19 protein-coding genes and 1 riboswitch are annotated in these 17895 nt (G+C 48.1%); of the genes, 17 read left to right on the top strand and 2 right to left on the bottom strand.

Annotated elements, in window-relative coordinates:
- Positions 1-25: 25 nt before the first annotated feature.
- Both lysA and AUC31_RS08110 read left to right on the top strand, forming a co-directional pair.
- On the top strand, positions 26-1348 hold the full coding sequence (gene lysA / locus AUC31_RS08115; RefSeq protein WP_058380528.1) for a diaminopimelate decarboxylase: 1323 nt from the start codon (positions 26-28) through the stop codon (positions 1346-1348).
- Positions 1349-1529: 181 nt separating this feature from the next.
- Positions 1530-1889, top strand: coding sequence for a GNAT family N-acetyltransferase (locus tag AUC31_RS08110; RefSeq protein WP_058380529.1), 360 nt, complete (start codon positions 1530-1532; stop codon positions 1887-1889).
- A 3-nt stretch (positions 1890-1892) separates the two neighbouring features.
- Here the strand turns inward: AUC31_RS08110 and AUC31_RS08105 are convergent, their stop codons facing one another.
- Positions 1893-2393 carry a DUF309 domain-containing protein gene (locus AUC31_RS08105; protein ID WP_058380530.1) on the bottom strand — a complete coding sequence of 167 codons (501 nt, stop codon included), beginning with the start codon at positions 2391-2393 and terminating at the stop codon, positions 1893-1895.
- Between the two features lie 62 nt (positions 2394-2455).
- On the opposite strand from AUC31_RS08105, the gene AUC31_RS08100 reads away from it, so the two are divergent.
- The 11 genes from AUC31_RS08100 to AUC31_RS08050 all read left to right on the top strand — a co-directional run bounded on the left by AUC31_RS08100 (position 2456) and on the right by AUC31_RS08050 (position 13446).
- Positions 2456-3229, top strand: a complete 774-nt coding sequence (locus AUC31_RS08100; RefSeq protein ID WP_058380531.1) for a segregation/condensation protein A — start codon at positions 2456-2458, stop codon at positions 3227-3229.
- Entirely contained in the window at positions 3201-3791 is a 591-nt protein-coding gene (gene scpB / locus AUC31_RS08095; protein ID WP_058380532.1) for an SMC-Scp complex subunit ScpB, read from the top strand. The genes AUC31_RS08100 and scpB overlap by 29 nt, the downstream gene beginning before the upstream one ends.
- 164 nt (positions 3792-3955) lie before the next feature.
- Positions 3956-4687, top strand: a complete 732-nt coding sequence (locus AUC31_RS08090) for a pseudouridine synthase (protein WP_058380533.1) — start codon at positions 3956-3958, stop codon at positions 4685-4687.
- Positions 4688-4776: 89 nt separating this feature from the next.
- On the top strand, positions 4777-5328 hold the full coding sequence (gene resA, locus AUC31_RS08085; RefSeq protein ID WP_058380534.1) for a thiol-disulfide oxidoreductase ResA: 552 nt from the start codon (positions 4777-4779) through the stop codon (positions 5326-5328).
- Positions 5329-5340: 12 nt separating this feature from the next.
- Positions 5341-6993, top strand: coding sequence for a cytochrome c biogenesis ResB family protein (locus AUC31_RS08080; RefSeq protein WP_058380535.1), 1653 nt, complete (start codon positions 5341-5343; stop codon positions 6991-6993).
- Positions 6990-8174, top strand: coding sequence for a c-type cytochrome biogenesis protein CcsB (gene ccsB / locus AUC31_RS08075; protein WP_058380536.1), 1185 nt, complete (start codon positions 6990-6992; stop codon positions 8172-8174). The genes AUC31_RS08080 and ccsB overlap by 4 nt, the downstream gene beginning before the upstream one ends.
- Positions 8175-8275: 101 nt before the next feature.
- Positions 8276-8992, top strand: a complete 717-nt coding sequence (locus tag AUC31_RS08070) for a response regulator transcription factor (RefSeq protein WP_058380537.1) — start codon at positions 8276-8278, stop codon at positions 8990-8992.
- Entirely contained in the window at positions 8985-10763 is a 1779-nt protein-coding gene (locus AUC31_RS08065; RefSeq protein WP_058380538.1) for an ATP-binding protein, read from the top strand. Before AUC31_RS08070 ends, AUC31_RS08065 begins: the two co-directional genes overlap by 8 nt.
- Before the next feature lie 46 nt (positions 10764-10809).
- Entirely contained in the window at positions 10810-11343 is a 534-nt protein-coding gene (sigX, locus tag AUC31_RS08060; protein WP_058380539.1) for an RNA polymerase sigma factor SigX, read from the top strand.
- Complete coding sequence (locus AUC31_RS08055) at positions 11333-12505, top strand: hypothetical protein (protein WP_058380540.1); 1173 nt, start codon at positions 11333-11335, stop codon at positions 12503-12505. Before sigX ends, AUC31_RS08055 begins: the two co-directional genes overlap by 11 nt.
- 78 nt (positions 12506-12583) lie before the next feature.
- Positions 12584-12719: riboswitch (FMN riboswitch) on the top strand.
- A gap of 145 nt (positions 12720-12864) precedes the next feature.
- A complete protein-coding gene (locus AUC31_RS08050; protein ID WP_058380541.1) occupies positions 12865-13446 on the top strand; it encodes an ECF transporter S component in 582 nt (193 codons plus the stop codon).
- A 57-nt stretch (positions 13447-13503) separates the two neighbouring features.
- Here AUC31_RS08050 and AUC31_RS08045 read toward each other — a convergent pair whose 3' ends face one another.
- Positions 13504-13755, bottom strand: coding sequence for a ferredoxin (locus AUC31_RS08045; RefSeq protein WP_058380542.1), 252 nt, complete (start codon positions 13753-13755; stop codon positions 13504-13506).
- Positions 13756-13861: 106 nt separating this feature from the next.
- On the opposite strand from AUC31_RS08045, the gene AUC31_RS08040 reads away from it, so the two are divergent.
- The 4 genes from AUC31_RS08040 (at position 13862) to AUC31_RS08025 (ending at position 17856) form a co-directional block, all read left to right on the top strand.
- Complete coding sequence (locus AUC31_RS08040) at positions 13862-14887, top strand: YpbB family protein (RefSeq protein ID WP_058380543.1); 1026 nt, start codon at positions 13862-13864, stop codon at positions 14885-14887.
- Entirely contained in the window at positions 14884-16311 is a 1428-nt protein-coding gene (locus tag AUC31_RS08035; RefSeq protein ID WP_058380544.1) for a RecQ family ATP-dependent DNA helicase, read from the top strand. Before AUC31_RS08040 ends, AUC31_RS08035 begins: the two co-directional genes overlap by 4 nt.
- A gap of 80 nt (positions 16312-16391) precedes the next feature.
- Positions 16392-17165: a LysM peptidoglycan-binding domain-containing protein gene (locus AUC31_RS08030; protein ID WP_058380545.1), complete on the top strand. Its 774-nt coding sequence runs from the start codon at positions 16392-16394 to the stop codon at positions 17163-17165.
- A gap of 61 nt (positions 17166-17226) precedes the next feature.
- On the top strand, positions 17227-17856 hold the full coding sequence (locus AUC31_RS08025) for a CBS domain-containing protein (RefSeq protein WP_058380546.1): 630 nt from the start codon (positions 17227-17229) through the stop codon (positions 17854-17856).
- Positions 17857-17895: the final 39 nt, after the last annotated feature.

Raw genomic sequence — 17895 nt, 5'->3', positions numbered from 1 at the left:
CATAGCCCATTCAGGAGGAGTCGACATGCATTTATACGGGACACAATCAATCAACGAAAATGGCCATTTGACAATCGGGGGAGTAGACGCGGTAGATCTTGCAGCACAATACGGCACACCGCTTTTTGTCTATGACATCGCGCTATTCCGTGAGCGCGCACAGGCGTTCCAGAAAACATTTGAAAACGAACAAGTCGGCTATCAAGTCGCTTATGCCAGCAAAGCTTTCTCGGGGATCGCCATCTATCAAGTCGCAGCACAAGAAGGGCTGTCGCTCGATGTCGTGTCCGGCGGTGAACTTTACACGGCGATCCAAAGCGGATTCCCGAAAGAGAAAATCCATTTTCATGGCAATAACAAGAGCCAAGCGGAAATCGACATGGCTTTTGATGAAGAAATCGGCTGCATCGTCGTCGATAATTTCCACGAAATTGATTTATTGAAAAAAACGGCGGAACAGCGCCAGCAGAAAATGAACATCTTGCTGCGCGTCACGCCAGGGATTGAAGCCCATACCCATGACTACATCACGACAGGCCAAGAAGACTCGAAATTCGGTTTTGATTTGAACAATGGCCAAGCAGACCGTGCTTTCATGGAAACCTATGCACATGAACAACTTGAGTTGATCGGCCTTCACTGCCATATCGGGTCCCAGATTTTCGAAACCGCGGCGTTCCAGATGGCTTCTGAAAAATTGCTGTTGAAAATGGCGGGCTGGAAACAAGACCACTCATACACATGCAGCGTGTTGAATCTAGGCGGCGGCTTCGGCATCCGCTATACGGAAGAAGATGCTCCGCTTGAGCCTGCCGTGTATGTGAAAGACATGATTCGCACGGTCAAAACCGCATCCGAAGGGGCAGGGTTCCCGGTGCCGGAAATTTGGATTGAGCCGGGCCGCTCATTGATCGGAGACGCTGGCACGACGCTCTATACGATCGGATCGACAAAAGATGTGCCCGACACACGCCGCTATGCAGCGGTCGACGGCGGCATGTCCGACAATATTCGCCCTGCGCTGTACGGCGCGAAATACAGTTCCTTGCTCGCCAACCGCGCCCAAGAACAGGCGGAACAAGTTTATACGATTGCCGGGAAATGCTGTGAATCCGGTGACAAGCTTATCGAAGAAGCCCAGTTGCCGGAAGTTTCAGCTGGCGATATCTTGGCTGTTTTCTGTACAGGCGCATATGGTTATTCGATGGCGAGCAATTACAACCGGATTACGCGGCCGGCAGTCGTTTTTGTAGAGGAAGGGAAGCACCAACTCGTCATTCGGCGGGAAAGCTTTGAAGACTTGATCAAAAATGAAGTGGGGTATGTGCAAGAGGAGGCTAAACCTTGAGAAAACAGAACATCATGCTGTTCCTGTTCGTCCTGTTGATGGCAGTCGCCTGGGGCATCGCCTATTGGCTGTTCTTTGCAGACAATGTCACCGGCGGCTGACCTTGCGTAAACTTGAGTTATTGGGGAGTTTATAGTAGTATGGGTAAAGCTGCTTTTAAGATGAAAATGAGGGATCAATTATGTTGTACAGATACAAAAAATCATTTGAAAAGATCGCCATGGGCTTATTGTCTTTCATGCCCAAAGAGCGTGAACTGAAAAAGCTGCAGCAAACTATGCACATCTACGAAGAAAACCCGGAATGGCAATTGTTCCTATGGAAAAAAGAGGACGATTTTGTCGGGTTGTTAGGTGTGGAAGTCGCAGATGATCATTACACCATCCATCATGTGTCGGTGAATCCATCCCATCGGGGTGACGGGATCGGCCATCAGATGATCGATAAGATTCAAGACATGATGCAGCACCGGGAAATGCGCGCTACAGACGAAACCGAAGCTTTCCTGAATAAATGCCCAGTAAAAAAAGGCGGCCTTTAATTCTTAAAGGTTCCGCCTTTTTTTCTGTTGCCGGAGCGCAATGATTTCCGTCCGGTCGCGCAACCGGTGCTTGTGCATCAAATAATACTCATCGTGAGCCGGGGCCAGGTATTGCTGCTTCTGTTCTTTGATCGCTTGAACGAGTTCGCCTGGCACAAGCGGCAAGTCGCGGTGCTTGAACGGCTCTCGGTCTGTAACTCCTTGTATTGATTCAGCCAAGAGCTGTGTCAGTTGCTGCTGGTCGAAGCCTTCGGTCCAAATGCCCGCTTCAGCGAGTTTCGGTTTGGCCCGTATAAGCGAACGGAGCGCGCCGGGATAATTGCTGCGGCGCCAATGATACATGCCGACCGCCAATTGGATCCACCCGGTCAGTGGATGCGTCTTGTCTTTCGGTGCGATTAATTTCCAGTACTCTTCGCCGACTTCATGGCATTCGAAATAATCTTTTTCGTCATTGAAGTGGATGATGTACTGAAGGAATAGGGGATGGTTAAGCGGATGCATTTCAATCTCCTTTCTTTTATAATCAAGTATAGTAGGAAAATGAACAGTCAGGTGGTAGTCACATGTCTTATGAAGTGAAAGTGGATGCCTTTGAAGGCCCGCTTGATTTATTATTGCATTTAATTCATCGTTTGGAAATCGATATTTACGATATACCCGTTTCACAAATCACTACACAGTATATGGAGCATATTCGTGCAATGCAAGTGCTCGAACTCAATGAAGCGAGCGAATACTTGGTGATGGCGGCGACTTTGCTGGCAATTAAGAGCAAGACGCTGCTGCCAGTGCATGAAGGGGAAATCGATGAAGTCGATTACGAATTCGATGAGCAAGACCCCCGCGACGAATTGGTGTCACGGCTAATCGAGTACAAAAAATACAAAGAAGCGGCTGGCGAACTGAAAAAATTGGAAAATGAACGGGCGGTGCTGTATTCGAAAGCGCCTGCTGATTTATCGGAACTCCAGCAGCAGCCAGATGCCATGGATTACGATGCCAATGCTTACGATATGCTCGGGGCATTCCAGAAAATGCTGCGCCGAAAGCAACTGAGGGCGCCACTGTCGACCCGTGTCGCACGCCAGGAAGTATCTATTAAAGAACAGATGGGTTCGATGGTCGAGCGGCTCAAGTCATTCAAAGGACGTGCTAATTTTTCCGAACTTTTCCCGTCTGATGACCAGGCAGTGCTCGTCGTTTCTTTTTTGTCCTTGCTTGAGTTGATGAAGCGGCAAGTGATTGCGGTCGAACAGCAAAAGAATTTCACCGAATTGTCGGTGGAACTGAGAAAGGAAACGTGGCAAGATGAAGAAGAACCTTTTGGGCCAAATTGAAGCATTGCTTTTTGTCACAGGAGACGATGGCTTGAGTTTCAGCCAATTGCAGTTTCTGACAGAAGCGAATGCAGAACAAGTGGAGCAAGCGCTCTCGGAACTGAAAAACCGTTACGATGGGGAAGCTTTCGGGGTGACGCTAAAAGAACTGGCGGGTGTTTATCAATTGGTAACCAAGCCGGAAATGGCAGAAACCATACAAAAGCTGGTTGAGAACCCGACGCCACAATCGCTGTCGCAGGCTTCACTCGAAGTGCTCGCGATTGTGGCGTATAAACAGCCAATTACCCGGGTCGAGCTGGAAGATTTGCGCGGGGTGAAGAGTGAAAAAGCGCTGGCGACTCTCGCTGCGAAAGGCTTGATCCAGGAACGTGGCCGTGCTGAGGGAACAGGCCGTGCCATTCTGTATGGCACGACTGATGAATTCCTCAATTATTTCGGTTTAAAGAACTTGGAAGAGTTGCCTCCATTGCCTGAAGAGATGGCACAGGAACCGGAAGAAGACACCGATCTCTTCATGACGAAATTTCAAGAAGCATTCAAGGAAGAAGTAAACGCATAGGAGCTTACTGGGAAGACTGGGACGCATTAACAGTCTTCTTTTCATTTGAGCGATGCGCTTTCTCTTTGACCGGAATTATGCCATAATTCCGGTTAGAAAGACCGCGAAGAACGTGAATCGGCGGCCTATGCCGCCGGTATTTAATTAGATGGGGTGAACAGGAAATGGAAAGATTGCAAAAAGTAATGGCACATGCAGGAATTGCATCTAGGCGCAAAGCAGAACAAATGATTTTAGATGGCAAAGTGAGAGTCAACGGAAAAACCGTCAAGGAATTGGGCGTCAAAGTGACGCCGTCCGATAAGATTGAAGTGGAAGGCGTCCAAATGGAAAAAGAACGGAAAGTATACTTTCTTCTATACAAGCCGCGCGGTGTCATTTCGGCAGTATCTGATGACAAGAACCGCAAAGTCGTAACGGATTTCTTCCCGAATGTCGAAGAACGCATCTATCCTGTCGGACGTCTAGATTATGACACATCAGGATTGTTGTTGTTAACCAACGACGGGGAATTCGCCAATAGCCTGACGCATCCGAAATTCGAAATCGATAAGACCTACGTCGCGCGTTTAAAAGGCATTCCGACGAAGGAAGATCTCCAAAAACTCGAACGCGGCATCAAATTGGAAGACGGAATGACAGCTCCGGCAAAAGTGAAATTATTGTCAGCCGACACGAAAGCGGCAAAAGCGATCGTCCAGATTACAATTCATGAAGGGCGCAACCGCCAAGTCCGCCGCATGTTCGAAGCGATCGGCTTCCCGGTGCAGAAGCTTAGCCGTGAACAATTCGCCTTTTTGACCTTGCATAGCTTGAATGCTGGGGAATCGAGAGAACTCAGCCCCCACGAAGTGAAGCAATTGCGTGTGCTTGCGGATACCGGCAAGCGCCGCTAACGTTCACAAACCCTTCAAAACTGTGGGCAGGCGCCCATTGAAACTTTGCTATAATTGATGTGCATCCAATCCTTCGAAGGAGGATCTTTATGAGTACGGAGAAAAAGAGAAACAAAAAGAAAAACCGGACGATCATGCGCTCCGTTATTTTGCTGCTATTGATCGCGGCCATTGGCTATACGATTTACAATAGTGTGACGGCCGATGAAGTGGAAGTGCTGAAAGTGGGAGATCCGGCACCGGATTTTACGTTGACGGATCTTGACGGGGAAACACATAAGCTGTCCGATTACAAAGGGCAGGGCGTGTTCCTGAATTTCTGGGGCACATGGTGTGAACCGTGCATCAAGGAAATGCCCGCGATGGCTAGTCAGTACGAAGTATATGAAGATCAAGGCGTCCAGATCCTTGCGGTGAATATTGCGCAATCGAATTTTGAAGTAGAGACGTTCGCCCGTCAATACGGACTCAATTTCCCGATTGTCATCGACCGTGATAAAAGCGTCATGACTGCATATAATATCCGCCCGCTTCCAACGACCATGCTGGTGAACCCGCAAGGTGAAATCCAGCGCATCGTAACCGGTGAAATGACAGAGCAGGACATCGCAGGTTTTATGGAAGAAATCAAACCTGAATAAGGAGATTTTGGGATGGACAAATTGATTTGCAAATGCGGCCATGAAAACCCGCCAGGCACGGTTCTTTGTGAATCTTGCGGGCGGCCGCTCAACGAAGAGGAACAAAACAAACAATTGGCGGATATGCGCTATGAAGGAACGGCAAGACGTTCCCAAACGTATAATAAGTCGATCATCGACAAAATTTGGAATTTCTTTTCAAGTGTTAAAGTCGGCGTCGGAATCATCATAGTCTTATTGGTCGCTGCCGCTCTTGGCACGATCTTGCCGCAGAAACAATACGTCCCGGCAACAACCGAAGCAGATATCGAAGCTTATTACACCGATATCTACGGATCGGTCGGGACGGTGTACCACGCGCTTGGATTCCATGATATGTACAACTCCTTCTGGTTTATCGGGTTGGTCGGGATGCTCGCAATCTCGCTGATTATTGCGAGCCTCGATCGTTTCGTGCCGCTTTATAGATCGTTGAAAAACCAGCGCGTGCTGCGCCATTCCAGCTTTATGCGAAAACAGCGCATTTTGGCGGAAGGGCCAGGAGACGCGGAGACGCTGAAAAAAGCCGAAGAGAAATTAACCGATTTGAAATATAAGGTGTCGACCGACAAAAATGGCTTGCTTGCTGAAAAAGGCCGTTTTTCGCGGTGGGGCCCTTATGTCAATCACATTGGATTGATCATTTTCTTGTTCGGTGTCATGCTGCGCATGATGCCCGGATTCTATGTAGACGAAACGCTGTGGATACGTGAAGGCGAAACGCGTGCGATTCCGGATGCACCTGGCTACGTGTTAGAGAGTAAAGGCTTTACGTTGGAAACTTACACAGGTGAAGGCGAAGAAGAAAAATTCGGTGAAGCAATCGACCGCGTCGGAACGGTAGCGAAAAACTACCAGACGGATGTCGTTCTTTATAAAATACCGGAAGATGCATTGCCAGGCGATACAGACGAGATGGAAAAAGTTGAAGAACACGCCATTCGCGTTAACCAGCCATTTAAGTTCGATGGCTACGCTTTGTATCAGATGGATTTCCAGCAGGATGAGCTGAAAACGATGAGCTTTGCGCTTCAGAACAAAGAAACGGGCGAAAGCCGCGGAGATTTGACAATCGATTTGGTGAATCCGGAAACCAATTATGAGCTTGAAGACGGTTCTGTTGTGGAATTGCTCGGTTATTATCCTGATTTCTCCGGTTTTGAAAACGGTGAACCGCAAACAGCGACGCCGCTGCCGAAAAACCCGGGCTTCCTCGTGAAAATGACGACGCCCGATACGCCGGACGGTGAAACAAGTTTCATCACCATTCAGAACACAGTTGAGCCATTGGGCGATAACGATTATAAACTTGCCTTCCAGGGTGTTGAGACGCGGGATGCATCTGGCTTGACGGTTCGTAAAGACCGTACCTTGCCGATTCTTGGGCTCGGCGGTCTGATCTTCATGATCGGCGTGGCGCAAGGGATGTACTTCAACCACCGCCGCTTCTGGATTCAGCAGCAGGCGGATGGCAGCATCTTGCTTGCGGGCCATACGAATAAAAACTGGTTCGGGCTGAAAAAAGATCTGGATCAGGTGACTGAACACGCTTCTCTTCCGGCATATCGCGACCAACAGGAAGACATGGAAGCACAGGAGAAAAAGGAAGGTGAACAATTGACATGACATTAGCCGACATCAGTTCCAATTTACTATTCGTAGCCTTCATCGCCTACCTGATTGCAACATTCGTATTCGGGGGGGCTGTAAAAGGCAATAAAAAAGGCACTTACAGATCCGAACAGCGTTGGGGCAAAGTCGCGATCACCATTACGGTCATCGGCTTTCTTGCGCATTTAGGGTATTTCATTACACGGTGGATGGTCACGGGCCACGCGCCGATCAGTAATATGTTCGAATTCACGACTGCATTCGGAATGACGCTTGTCGGCGGATTCATCATTCTTTATGCATTGTATAAAACAGCAGTGCTTGGGATGATCGTCTTGCCGATTGCGTTATTGATCATCGCTTACGCAAGCATGTTCCCGAGTGAAGTGAGCCCGCTGATTCCGGCCCTTCAGACAAACTGGCTGGCGATCCACGTCATCACAGTCGTCATCGCCGAAGGGATTCTTGCAATCAGTGCGGCGGCCGGCTTGATTTATTTGCTCAAAGTCGTCGACCAAAAGAAAAAGTCGAAGCAGCGCTTTTGGCTTGAAGCCATCATGTACTCACTCGTCTTGGTCCTTGGTTTTGTCGTTACGAGCACATTCTTTACCTTGACGAATTACGAAGCGGATTTCGCTTATGTCAATAAAGACGAACAACCATCAGAAATCACATACAATATGCCGGCAATTTTCGGGATGAACGAATTCGAGTCAATGACAGATGGCGCGTTTACGCCGCTAGTGGAAATGCCGCCAATCGTCCATGCCGGAAAACTGACGACCGTGTTTTGGTCAGTCATGGTGGGGACCGTGCTGTATGCATTGATTCGCCTGATCTTCCGCAAACGCATTTCCGCCATGCTGCAGCCGTTTACGAAAAACGTCAACTTGCAGCTGATGGATGAAATCAATTACCGTTCGATCATCATCGGCTTCCCGATCTTTTCACTCGGTGCATTGATCTTTGCCATGATTTGGGCGCAAATCGCCTGGTCGCGCTTCTGGGGCTGGGACCCGAAAGAAGTGTGGGCACTCGTTACATTCTTGTTCTACGCAGCGTATTTGCACTTGCGGCTTGGCAGAGGCTGGGCAGGCGAAAAGTCTGCTTGGCTCGCGGTCATCGGTTTTGTCATCATCATGTTCAACTTGGTGGCAGTTAACTTGATTATTGCTGGACTGCATTCATACGCTTGACGACAAAAGCCTTTTCCTATCCTGGAAAAGGCTTTTCGTTTATTTTTGGGAACCTTATCGGTACAATGAAAGGTATAGAGATGAAAGTTGGAGGGATTAGGATGTCTGAAGAAATTACAATTCTTGTAGTGGATGATGAAGAGAGGATCCGCCGCCTGTTGAAGATGTATCTCGAGCGCGAAGGATATATGGTGGAAGAAGCCGAAAATGGGGTAGAAGCACTGGAAAAAGCGATGGAGAAGGATTACCATTGCATCCTGCTTGATCTCATGATGCCCGAAAAAGATGGCATCGAAGTGGCAACCGAACTTCGGGAAACGAAAATGACGCCAATCATCATGCTGACGGCTAAAGGCGAGGAAGCAAACCGCGTGGAAGGGTTTGAATCCGGAGCCGACGATTATATCGTCAAGCCGTTCAGCCCGAGGGAAGTCGTGCTGCGCGTGAAAGCGATTTTGCGCCGATCGTCGGCTTATTCACCTTCTACGAGTTCGACCGTTTCAAAAGACTTGGTCGTCTTTCCACATTTGACGATCGACCACGATGCCCATCGCGTCACAGCAGACGGCGTCGAAGTGAATTTAACACCGAAAGAATATGAACTTTTATACTTCTTGGCAAAATCCCCGGATAAAGTATTCGATCGGGAGCATTTACTAAAAGAAGTGTGGCATTATGACTTTTTCGGCGATTTGCGTACCGTGGATACACACGTTAAACGCTTGCGTGAAAAATTGAACCGCGTTTCGGAATCCGCCGCTAAGATGATCGTCACCGTATGGGGTGTCGGATACAAATTCGAGGTCGGCAATGAATAGAATATGGAATAGCATCGTCGGGAAGCTGTGGGTAACCATTTTGCTTCTCGTTTCCTTTGTCCTGTTTATTGTGACGGTGCTGCTATTGGAGTTTCTCGGGAATTTCCATAGCGAAACGGTGGAAGAAGCGCTTCACAACGAGGCGAATATGATAGCCCGAATCTTTAATGACCACTCAGGGGAGGGCAATTTATCAATCGTCGACGAAGTGTTGGGACCTGAAACCAATGCGGTCATCGCAGAAGAACCGGGGGAAATCTCCTATTACCTGCATGACGGCTTGAACGGCGAGGAAATCAGGAAAAAGATTGTCAGCGAAAGCGAATTTCAAAAAGTATTCGAAAGCGACGAAACCGTAACGAAAGAAATGCTGCTGCCGTCCTTATCGGAAGCAGACCGCATGGAATCATATATTGTCATGGCCTCGCCTCTTCAAACAAGCGATGAGCTTCACGGAACGGTTTTTATTTATCAATCATTGGAAGTGATGGACCGCACAGCGGAAAGGACGACGAATATTGTGTTCCTGTCCGCATTCATCGCATTATTATTGACGACATTTTTCGCATTTTTCCTCTCGACCCGCATCACTTCCCCGCTGCGCAACATGCGCGAAGGGGCATTTGAATTAGCGAAAGGGAATTTTGATACGAAAGTGAAAGTCTCTTCTGGAGACGAAATCGGCCAATTGGCGATCGCCTTTAACCAGATGGGACGCCAACTAAAGCATCATTTAGAAGTGATCAATCAGGAAAAAGAGCAATTATCGAGCATCTTGACTTCAATGGCGGATGCCGTAATTACGTTCAACCAAGACAAGACGATCCTGTTGAGCAATCCGCCGGCGCAGAAGCTGCTGCAGCAATGGCTCTTCAAAGACGGGACGACTGATGCCAATGCGCTGCCATCGGAAATGCTCCATATGCTCGACCACGTCTTGACGTTCCAAGAGGAAATAGAGGAAGAGCTTGAAATCGAAGGCGCCTATTATGCAGTCAATTTCAGCCCGCTTTACAGCGGCGAAAGCGTGCGCGGCGCGGTGGCTGTGCTCCACAATATGACAGAACAGCATCGCCTCGAGAAGCTGCGCGAAGATTTCATTGCCAATGTATCACACGAATTGCGGACGCCGATCGCCATGCTACAAGGCTATAGCGAAGCACTGCTTGATGACGTCGGCGCAAGCGAGGAAGAACGCAATGAAATGACCAAGATCATCTACGAGGAATCCCAGCGAATGGGCCGACTCGTGACTGACCTCTTGAATTTGGCGCGATTGGAATCAGGCCATATGCGCCTCTACAAAGAATTAGTGCAGTTCAATAATGCCATCGAGCGGATGAGCTTGAAATTCAGCCAAGCCGCGAAAGAAAAAGGCATCGAACTGAGCTTCACGACAGAGCTCGACGACTGGGCAGCAGCCGAACTGGATGAAGACCGCATCGAACAGGTCATGACGAATTTGATCGATAATGCACTTCGACATACTCCTCAGGGAGGGCAAGTGCATGTGCATGTCGAAAACATGGGAGACTACGCAAAAGTTTCGATCAACGATACCGGGGCGGGAATTACAGAGAAAGACCTGGAATTCGTCTTTGAGCGTTTCTATAAAGCCGATAAGGCAAGGACGCTCGGCAAAGGCGGCACAGGGCTCGGTCTCGCGATTGCCAGCAATATCATCAAAGCGCATTCGGGAGAAATCCGCGCCGAAAGCAAATTCGGCGAAGGCACTTCGTTCATCTTCACATTGCCGCTGAAGGCGATGTAACTTTTTTGTTGTCGTGACGACTAATCCAAGGAACGGGGGGAGTTGCGTGAATGACTCCGTGTTTCATCGGCTATACGATCAATACCATCAGGATGTCTTTCAGTTTTTGGTGTATTTAGTAAAGGACCGGCATGTGGCAGAAGATTTGATGCATGAAGTTTATGTGAGGGTGCTGCGCGCTTATGACCGGTTCCAAGGAAAGAGTTCGGAAAAGACCTGGCTCTTTTCGATCGCCAAAAATGTCGCCATCGACCATTTCCGCAAGACCGCAGTGAGGAAAAAGCATTCGATGGATTTCTTCGACTGGGAAACCCAACAATTGGTGTCGACTGAACGCATACCGGAAGAAGTTTCATTGCTTAATGAAGACAAGATCCGCTTGTACCAAATGCTCGATTTGTGTACAGGGGACCAAAAGCTCGTCATCATCATGCGCTATTTCCAAGATCTCTCCATTGCGGAAACTGCTGAAGTCCTGGAGTGGTCGGAAGGCAAAGTCAAGACGACACAGCACCGGGCGATCCGGTCCCTCCGCCAAAAATTACTAGAAGCAGAAGGGGGAGGAGAATATGCCGAATGACAAATGGAACGATGAAGAAATCGAAAATTTGTTGCGGGATTTCCCCAAAATACAAGACAGGCGGCCAAAAGCCGAAGTGTATAAAAAGCTTTCCCATAAAGAGCAAACACCCAAGCAGCCGAAGCGCTGGCTGCCGCTGCTGGTTGCCATCGTCGCATTTTTGAGCATCTCAGTACTTGTGGTTTCCTTGCTGCAGCAGAACGGAACCGACTCTAGCAGCAGCAGTAGTGAAAGCAGCGACGCGGAGTCGACCATGTCGACAGATGAAGCGCAGACAGAACAAACTGAACAAGCGGAAAGGGAAACACAAGAGTCTGAAGGGGCAGCGAGTTTGGCTGCGGAAGACCCGCAAGTACAGCGGAGTGCAGTTTATGAGAGTGAGATAGATGGTGCGCATGTGTTTCGTATCGGGCTTGCTTACAATGGCTATGTCGTACCGATCAGTTTTGTCATTCCAAGTCAAGACATGGAAGAACCGGCTGCACTTGAATTATACGAAGCATTCGCCGGGCAAATTGATGAAACCGGATTGGGTTTTGATGAGTACCACCCTTATGAAGGAGAGCTCCAGCAAAACGATTCAACAATCAGCCATTTCCTGCCGGACGGGCAAACTTATGATCAAGGTTCGTCTTCCACTTTGCTGTATCTGAATAGTTTAAAGGAAACGTTCATGGATCAGCAGGAAATCCGTGTATTGAATGAAGACGGGGAGGCAGCGCAATTATCTCATGTGGGGACGGTGGAACCGCTCGTTCCGGGCGAACAAGGGCAAAGCTTTTACTTGCTTGCTTCGTCAACGGGTGACTGGCATTTGGCTCCCGCTTACGGCATGTCGCCAGGGAACGTGAAAGAAGCGCTATTGTCACTTCAGCAATCGCCGAATGACGACTACCGTTCACCGGTTCCGGAAGAGATCAATTATCGCGTCGAAGTGGACGGGACAAATGCCGACTTGATATTCGAAGAGCCGTTGGATTTGGATGCGCTTGATGAAGCGGAAGCGATGCAGATGGTCGAAAGCATGGCGCTGACTGCGCAATCCTATGGCTCTGCACTTACGCTATCCAATACAGAACAAACGGAATGGGCAGGCTTCGATTTCACTAGAGAATTGGAACTGCCGGTTTCACCCAACCGGATCGACTGGCCAAAAAAATAAAAAAAGGCAGTGATGTAAGCAGTATGGTTTACATTGCTGTCTTTTTTTTATAAGATTAAGTTGTATAAAAAAATATCGATTCATCTTCGGGGCAGGGTGCAATTCCCTACCGGCGGTAATTGGACATCATGGTCCATCAGCCCGCGAGCCGTAAAAAGCAGGATTTGGTGAGATTCCAAAGCCGACAGTATAGTCTGGATGGGAGAAGGTGAAGGTACGGACGCATGCCGTTTGTTAATAACGGACCGTTTATTTCAGTGTGCCTGACTCTCCCTTAAGCAAACCTTGCTTAAGGGATTTTTTAGGCAGCATGCGTTCCGAACCTTTCTTCTGGTGAATCACGACAAGGAGAGAGGAACATGAAGAACAAGAAATTGCAATCGATGATCGTCATCGGTATGCTAAGCAGCATCTCATTTGTATTGATGCTATTCAATTTTCCGCTGCCGGCATTGCCAGCATTTTTGAAAGTGGATTTCAGTGATGTGCCCGCGTTGATCGCGGCGATTACGATGGGGCCTGTAGCAGGCATTTTGGTAGCATTCTTTAAGAACGTATTGGACTGGATCTTTTCGGGAAGCCCGACTGGCGTACCTGTAGGGCACATGGCGAATTTCGCGACGAGCCTATTGTTCATTTTGCCGGTCTATGCCATTTACCGTAAAGTTTCCACAAAAAAAGGCATCGCATTCGGTTTGGTGATCGGGACATTCTCGATGGCAATCGGCATGAGCTTGCTCAATTATTTCGTCTTTTTGCCGATGTACACGTATTTCCTGAACATGCCTGAACAGACAGGGAACGCATTGTACACGACCATTGTCCTCGGAATCCTGCCGTTCAACTTGATCAAAGGCTTAGCACTTACGACCGTCGTTTTATTGATCTTCGGCAGCATGCATACGTGGATTGAAAAACAACGTTCCTATTATTTATCATAAAAAGAAGCGGCTGGAAGATGATTCTTCCGGCCGCTTTTTCTATTGACCAAAATTTGGTCAGTCTTCGTATTTAAGTGGATCTCCTTCAAATGGCTCGTCTGACACTTTAATGGAATCGGTCGGGCATCCTTCAAATGCGTCTTCCATATCCTCCATCAGCTCATCTGGCACTTGTTCAGTCCCCGTGTTATCATCAAGAATAACGAAGGCGATGCCCTCATCATCATAATCGTAAATGTCTGGTGCCGCTGCTCCGCAAGCCCCGCATGCGATACACGTATCTTTATCAACAATGGTATATTTAGCCATTCCAGTTCCTCTCCTTTATCTCCGAACAAGTTCAGTTATACTATCGTGTTTATTCTATAGATATTTCATGATTTTTTCAACCCAAAACCGCCAGGAGGGTAATTCAGTGCGATTCGATGAAGTCGTTTTAGCAATCATGAAAGCGGTAGACGGTCAACGGACCGTATCTTCCCCTTATCATTTAATTAAAGGAAAGAAATCAGGGCAAACGATTCAGGACATCGGCTATTTTGGACTGCATCCTTATTTTGCCGTACTCCCGAAACTGGACAAGCAAGAATACCTCGCGTCCATCGACAGGCTGCAAGCTCAAGGCTTACTGATCCCGGATGACAGCAGCGTCCGGCTCGATCGCTCCGCATTCGATTTGGACATTCCGGCTACGCCGTTGAACGGCTGGAAATACAGGGGCAATGAACATCGGTTTTTTGCGCGTTTGTCACTAGTAGTGCAGACGATGTCCAATTTCATGCAAGGCCATAAGCGCTTTGATCCAGTTGTTGCCGATGAAACGGTGCAGGCATGGGCAAAGGCTTATTTGAACCGCATCGATTTTCGTTCTGCTGCTGTTCAAGAGGCTTTCAAAAATCAAATCGAAACCAGCTTGGCTTTGGCAAAAACAACGGAAGCGCATAAACAAATCCTGGTGGAGCGATTGTCGGGCTATGGAGTCGGCGGGCTCACCTGGGATCAATTAGCTATGCAGCAGAACCTCATGCCGATAGATGTGAAAGTTGCAGCTGTTGAAGCTGTACACGCTTGGCTGGACGTGATTGAAGGCATGGAATATCCTTTGCTAACGGGCATGCTTGAAGGCATCATCCAACAATCCGCCTTGACGGAATCGGCGAAACGAACACAAAATCTGTCCGAGCGCGGATTTTCACTCCAGCAGATTGCCGAGCTCCGGCAACTGAAAACCAGTACGATCGAGGATCATTTCGTGGAGATGGCCATGAACGACCCGGCGTTCAGCTTTGTGCCCTTTATGGATGAGCATTTGTTTCAATCGATCCATCGCATCAGCAAAGAGTTGAAGTCAATGCGCTTGCGGGATATTAAAGAGCGTTTGCCCGAAGCCAGCTATTTTCAGATCCGGCTGGCACTGGCCATGAGAGGAGGCGAATCATGAATCTCGAAAAACTATTGTACGAGTTTTATGGCTACACGGAATTCCGCCCCGGCCAAAAACAAGTAATCGAGCAAGTGCTGGCAGGGCGCGACGTCTTGGCGCTGCTTCCGACCGGAATGGGTAAATCTCTATGTTATCAGCTGCCTGGGAAAGTCTTACCGGGCGCTGTCGTCATTGTCTCGCCGCTTTTATCGTTGATGCAAGATCAAGTTGCCCAATTGAAAAAGATGGGGGAAAAATCGGTTATTGCTATCAATTCCTTCATGAAACCGGAAGATCGCGAAAGGGCGTGGAATACGCTTGGCACTTATAAATTCATCTTCGTAGCCCCCGAAATGCTTGTACAGCCATATGTGCTTGGAAAATTAAAAGTGCTTGGCATCTCATTGCTTGTCGCGGATGAAGCGCATTGCATTTCTCAATGGGGCTTTGATTTCCGTCCGGATTATTTGCGCATTGCAGAGGTTCTGCCCCAGCTTGGCAACCCGCAAACTTTGGCATTGACCGCAACGGCAACCGACAAAGTAACAGATGAAATCAAGCGTTATCTTAAATTGAGTGACCCTTTCGTCTATTCACATCCGATGGACCGAAAGAACATCAGTTATGATATCCGAAAATTTGAAAACGATCACGACAAGCTGGACGCGCTGATGAACTTGGTGTCAGAATACGGCGGGCCAGGGATCATTTATGCCGGCACACGGCGCAAATCGCAGGAGTTGGCTGGGCGCTTGCTCACACTTGGGGGCCGGGCGGCTTTTTATCATGGCGGCATGGAGCAGCAGGATCGTATATTTGTGCAGCAGCAGTTTGCCAATAAGGAGCTCGAGTGGGTATGTGCGACCAATGCATTCGGCATGGGGGTCCATATTCCCGATATTCGCCATGTCATCCATTTCCAATTACCTTCTTCTATAGAAGGATATGTCCAGGAAGTGGGGCGTGCTGGCCGGGATTCTTTGCCTTCACTGGCAACTTTATTGTATACAGCTGGGGATGAGCGGCTCGTGGAGAGTTTGATCATGGACGATTTACCCGAGAAACATGAAATCGAACTAATCTATGAGCAGGGCGAAAAAGCGAAACAATTGATTGAGCAGGGGATGATAAGGGAAACGGCGTATCGCATCATTTCCTATTGGCGCGAGCGTCTGCCCCTTGAAGGCACATTGAACCAGATCGAGCAACTGAAAAAAGAAAAACAACGTCAAGCTGAATCCGTCCGTGGGCTGGTCCATGCGAGCGGTTGCATCCGGCAATATATCAGTACAAGTTTCGATCAAGAAAACCCTGCTATACCAACTAATTGCTGCAGTTTTCACGGAATCGACCACAGCCTGTTCAAAGGCAGTCAAAGCGAACAAAAAGCAACTCCACAAGGCTCTTGGAAAGAGCGTTTGAAGGTCCTTCTCCCTATATGAAAATCTCTATTTCTATTATTTACAAATAAGCCTTTTTTCGTCATAATAGATATATTAGTACAGATAGGGGTAGTCGTGAAATGGGAAACGATAATTATCATGAATCAATGGAAAAGAATCGCCAGGAATTGTCACAGGAACGCATGGCAGAATTGACGAGGCGCGCACGCCAAATGCCCAAGCCGAAAAGCAGGGGTTTATTATTGCCTTCTTTGTTTTTTATCTTTATCTTGATTCCGGTCACTTTGTTGATCTATGTTGCGTTTTACTATGAACCGGATGACACGCTAACTGCCAAAACAAATGAAAATGAAGTGAGCTTCGAACTGAACTCCCAGCCGCCTTCTGACAGCACGGTACTTGCTGCTGCAGACGACCAGGAGAAAGACGAAGATGAAGAGAAGAAAAACGCTAAAGCAAAAGAAGCGGAAGAACAAAAAGAACTGAAAGAAAAAGCGCGTGAGCGTGAAGAAGAGGCAGCTGCCAAAGCGAAAGAGGAAGAACAAGAGCAGGCGGCCGCGGAACAGCAAGCAGAGAAGAAAGCCCAGGAAGCAGCACTGGCAGCACAACAAGCGCGTGAAGAAGCTGAAGCAAAAGCAAAAGCAAAAGCTGAAGCTGAACAACGTGCACAAGCCGAAGAAAAAGAAAAAGAAAAAGAACAGCAAGAAGAGCAGGAAGAAACACCGACTGCCGGCGGCAAGACAGTAACCGTTCAATCGAGTGAAACGCTTTACCGCATTGCCGTCAATAATTACGGCGCGAGCGGTGCAGCGGCCGCTGTTGAGAAAATCAAACAGGCCAATGGATTGGCATCTAACGATATCAGCCCTGGACAAACATTGATTTTGCCATAAGGTGGGATTAAATGCCTCCTGTTAGGGAAAAGATAAGAAGAATCTAAAAAGAGGTGAGCGAATGTTTGTCAAAAGTGCATTGGTGAAAAAAGAAAGATGTTTTACGGTCACACCGGAAGATACGATGGAAAAAGGGCTCAAGTTATTGGAGCAGCATTCCATTGATGCATTGCCAGTCGTGGATGGCGATGAATTCAAAGGGATCTTTACCTGGTACCATGCATACCGTGCGTTTTTCTACTCGAACGCCCAGAAAGATGAGTTTGTGCGTTCGACAAAGGTGAAAGATATCATGGTCAACCAGGATGTGTACTTGAATATCGATGATGTATATGAAAAAGCTTTAGTGGAATTGCGTGATTTCCCGATCATCGCTGTCGTCGATGAAGGAAAATTCCTCGGAATCGTCACCCGTTTTGATGTCGTCAACCAATTGCAAAGTGCATTCGGCATGAAGCAAGCAGGGGTCCGCATCACTGTTACATCGGTAGAATCAGAAGGCCGCATTGGCCGACTTGGTGAAATCATCGAAAAACATAAGGAATCCGTCGTTTCACTCGTTACATTCGATGAAACCGATAAAATGGTGCGCCGCATCGTCCTTAAAGTGAAGAAAAAGAACAATATCGACAAGTTCACGAAGGAACTGGAAAAATCAGGCTTCCGTATTCTTGATATCACTGAAGATTGAATAGCGGCTTGAACAGGAAAACATAAGCGCAGCTTATGT

Origin of the sequence: Planococcus rifietoensis, from assembly GCF_001465795.2 — a bacterium.
GTDB classification, from domain to species: Bacteria; Bacillota; Bacilli; order Bacillales_A; family Planococcaceae; genus Planococcus; species Planococcus rifietoensis.
The sequence above is the reverse complement of the archived record's forward strand: the minus strand, read 5'-3'. Positions and strand labels throughout refer to the sequence as shown.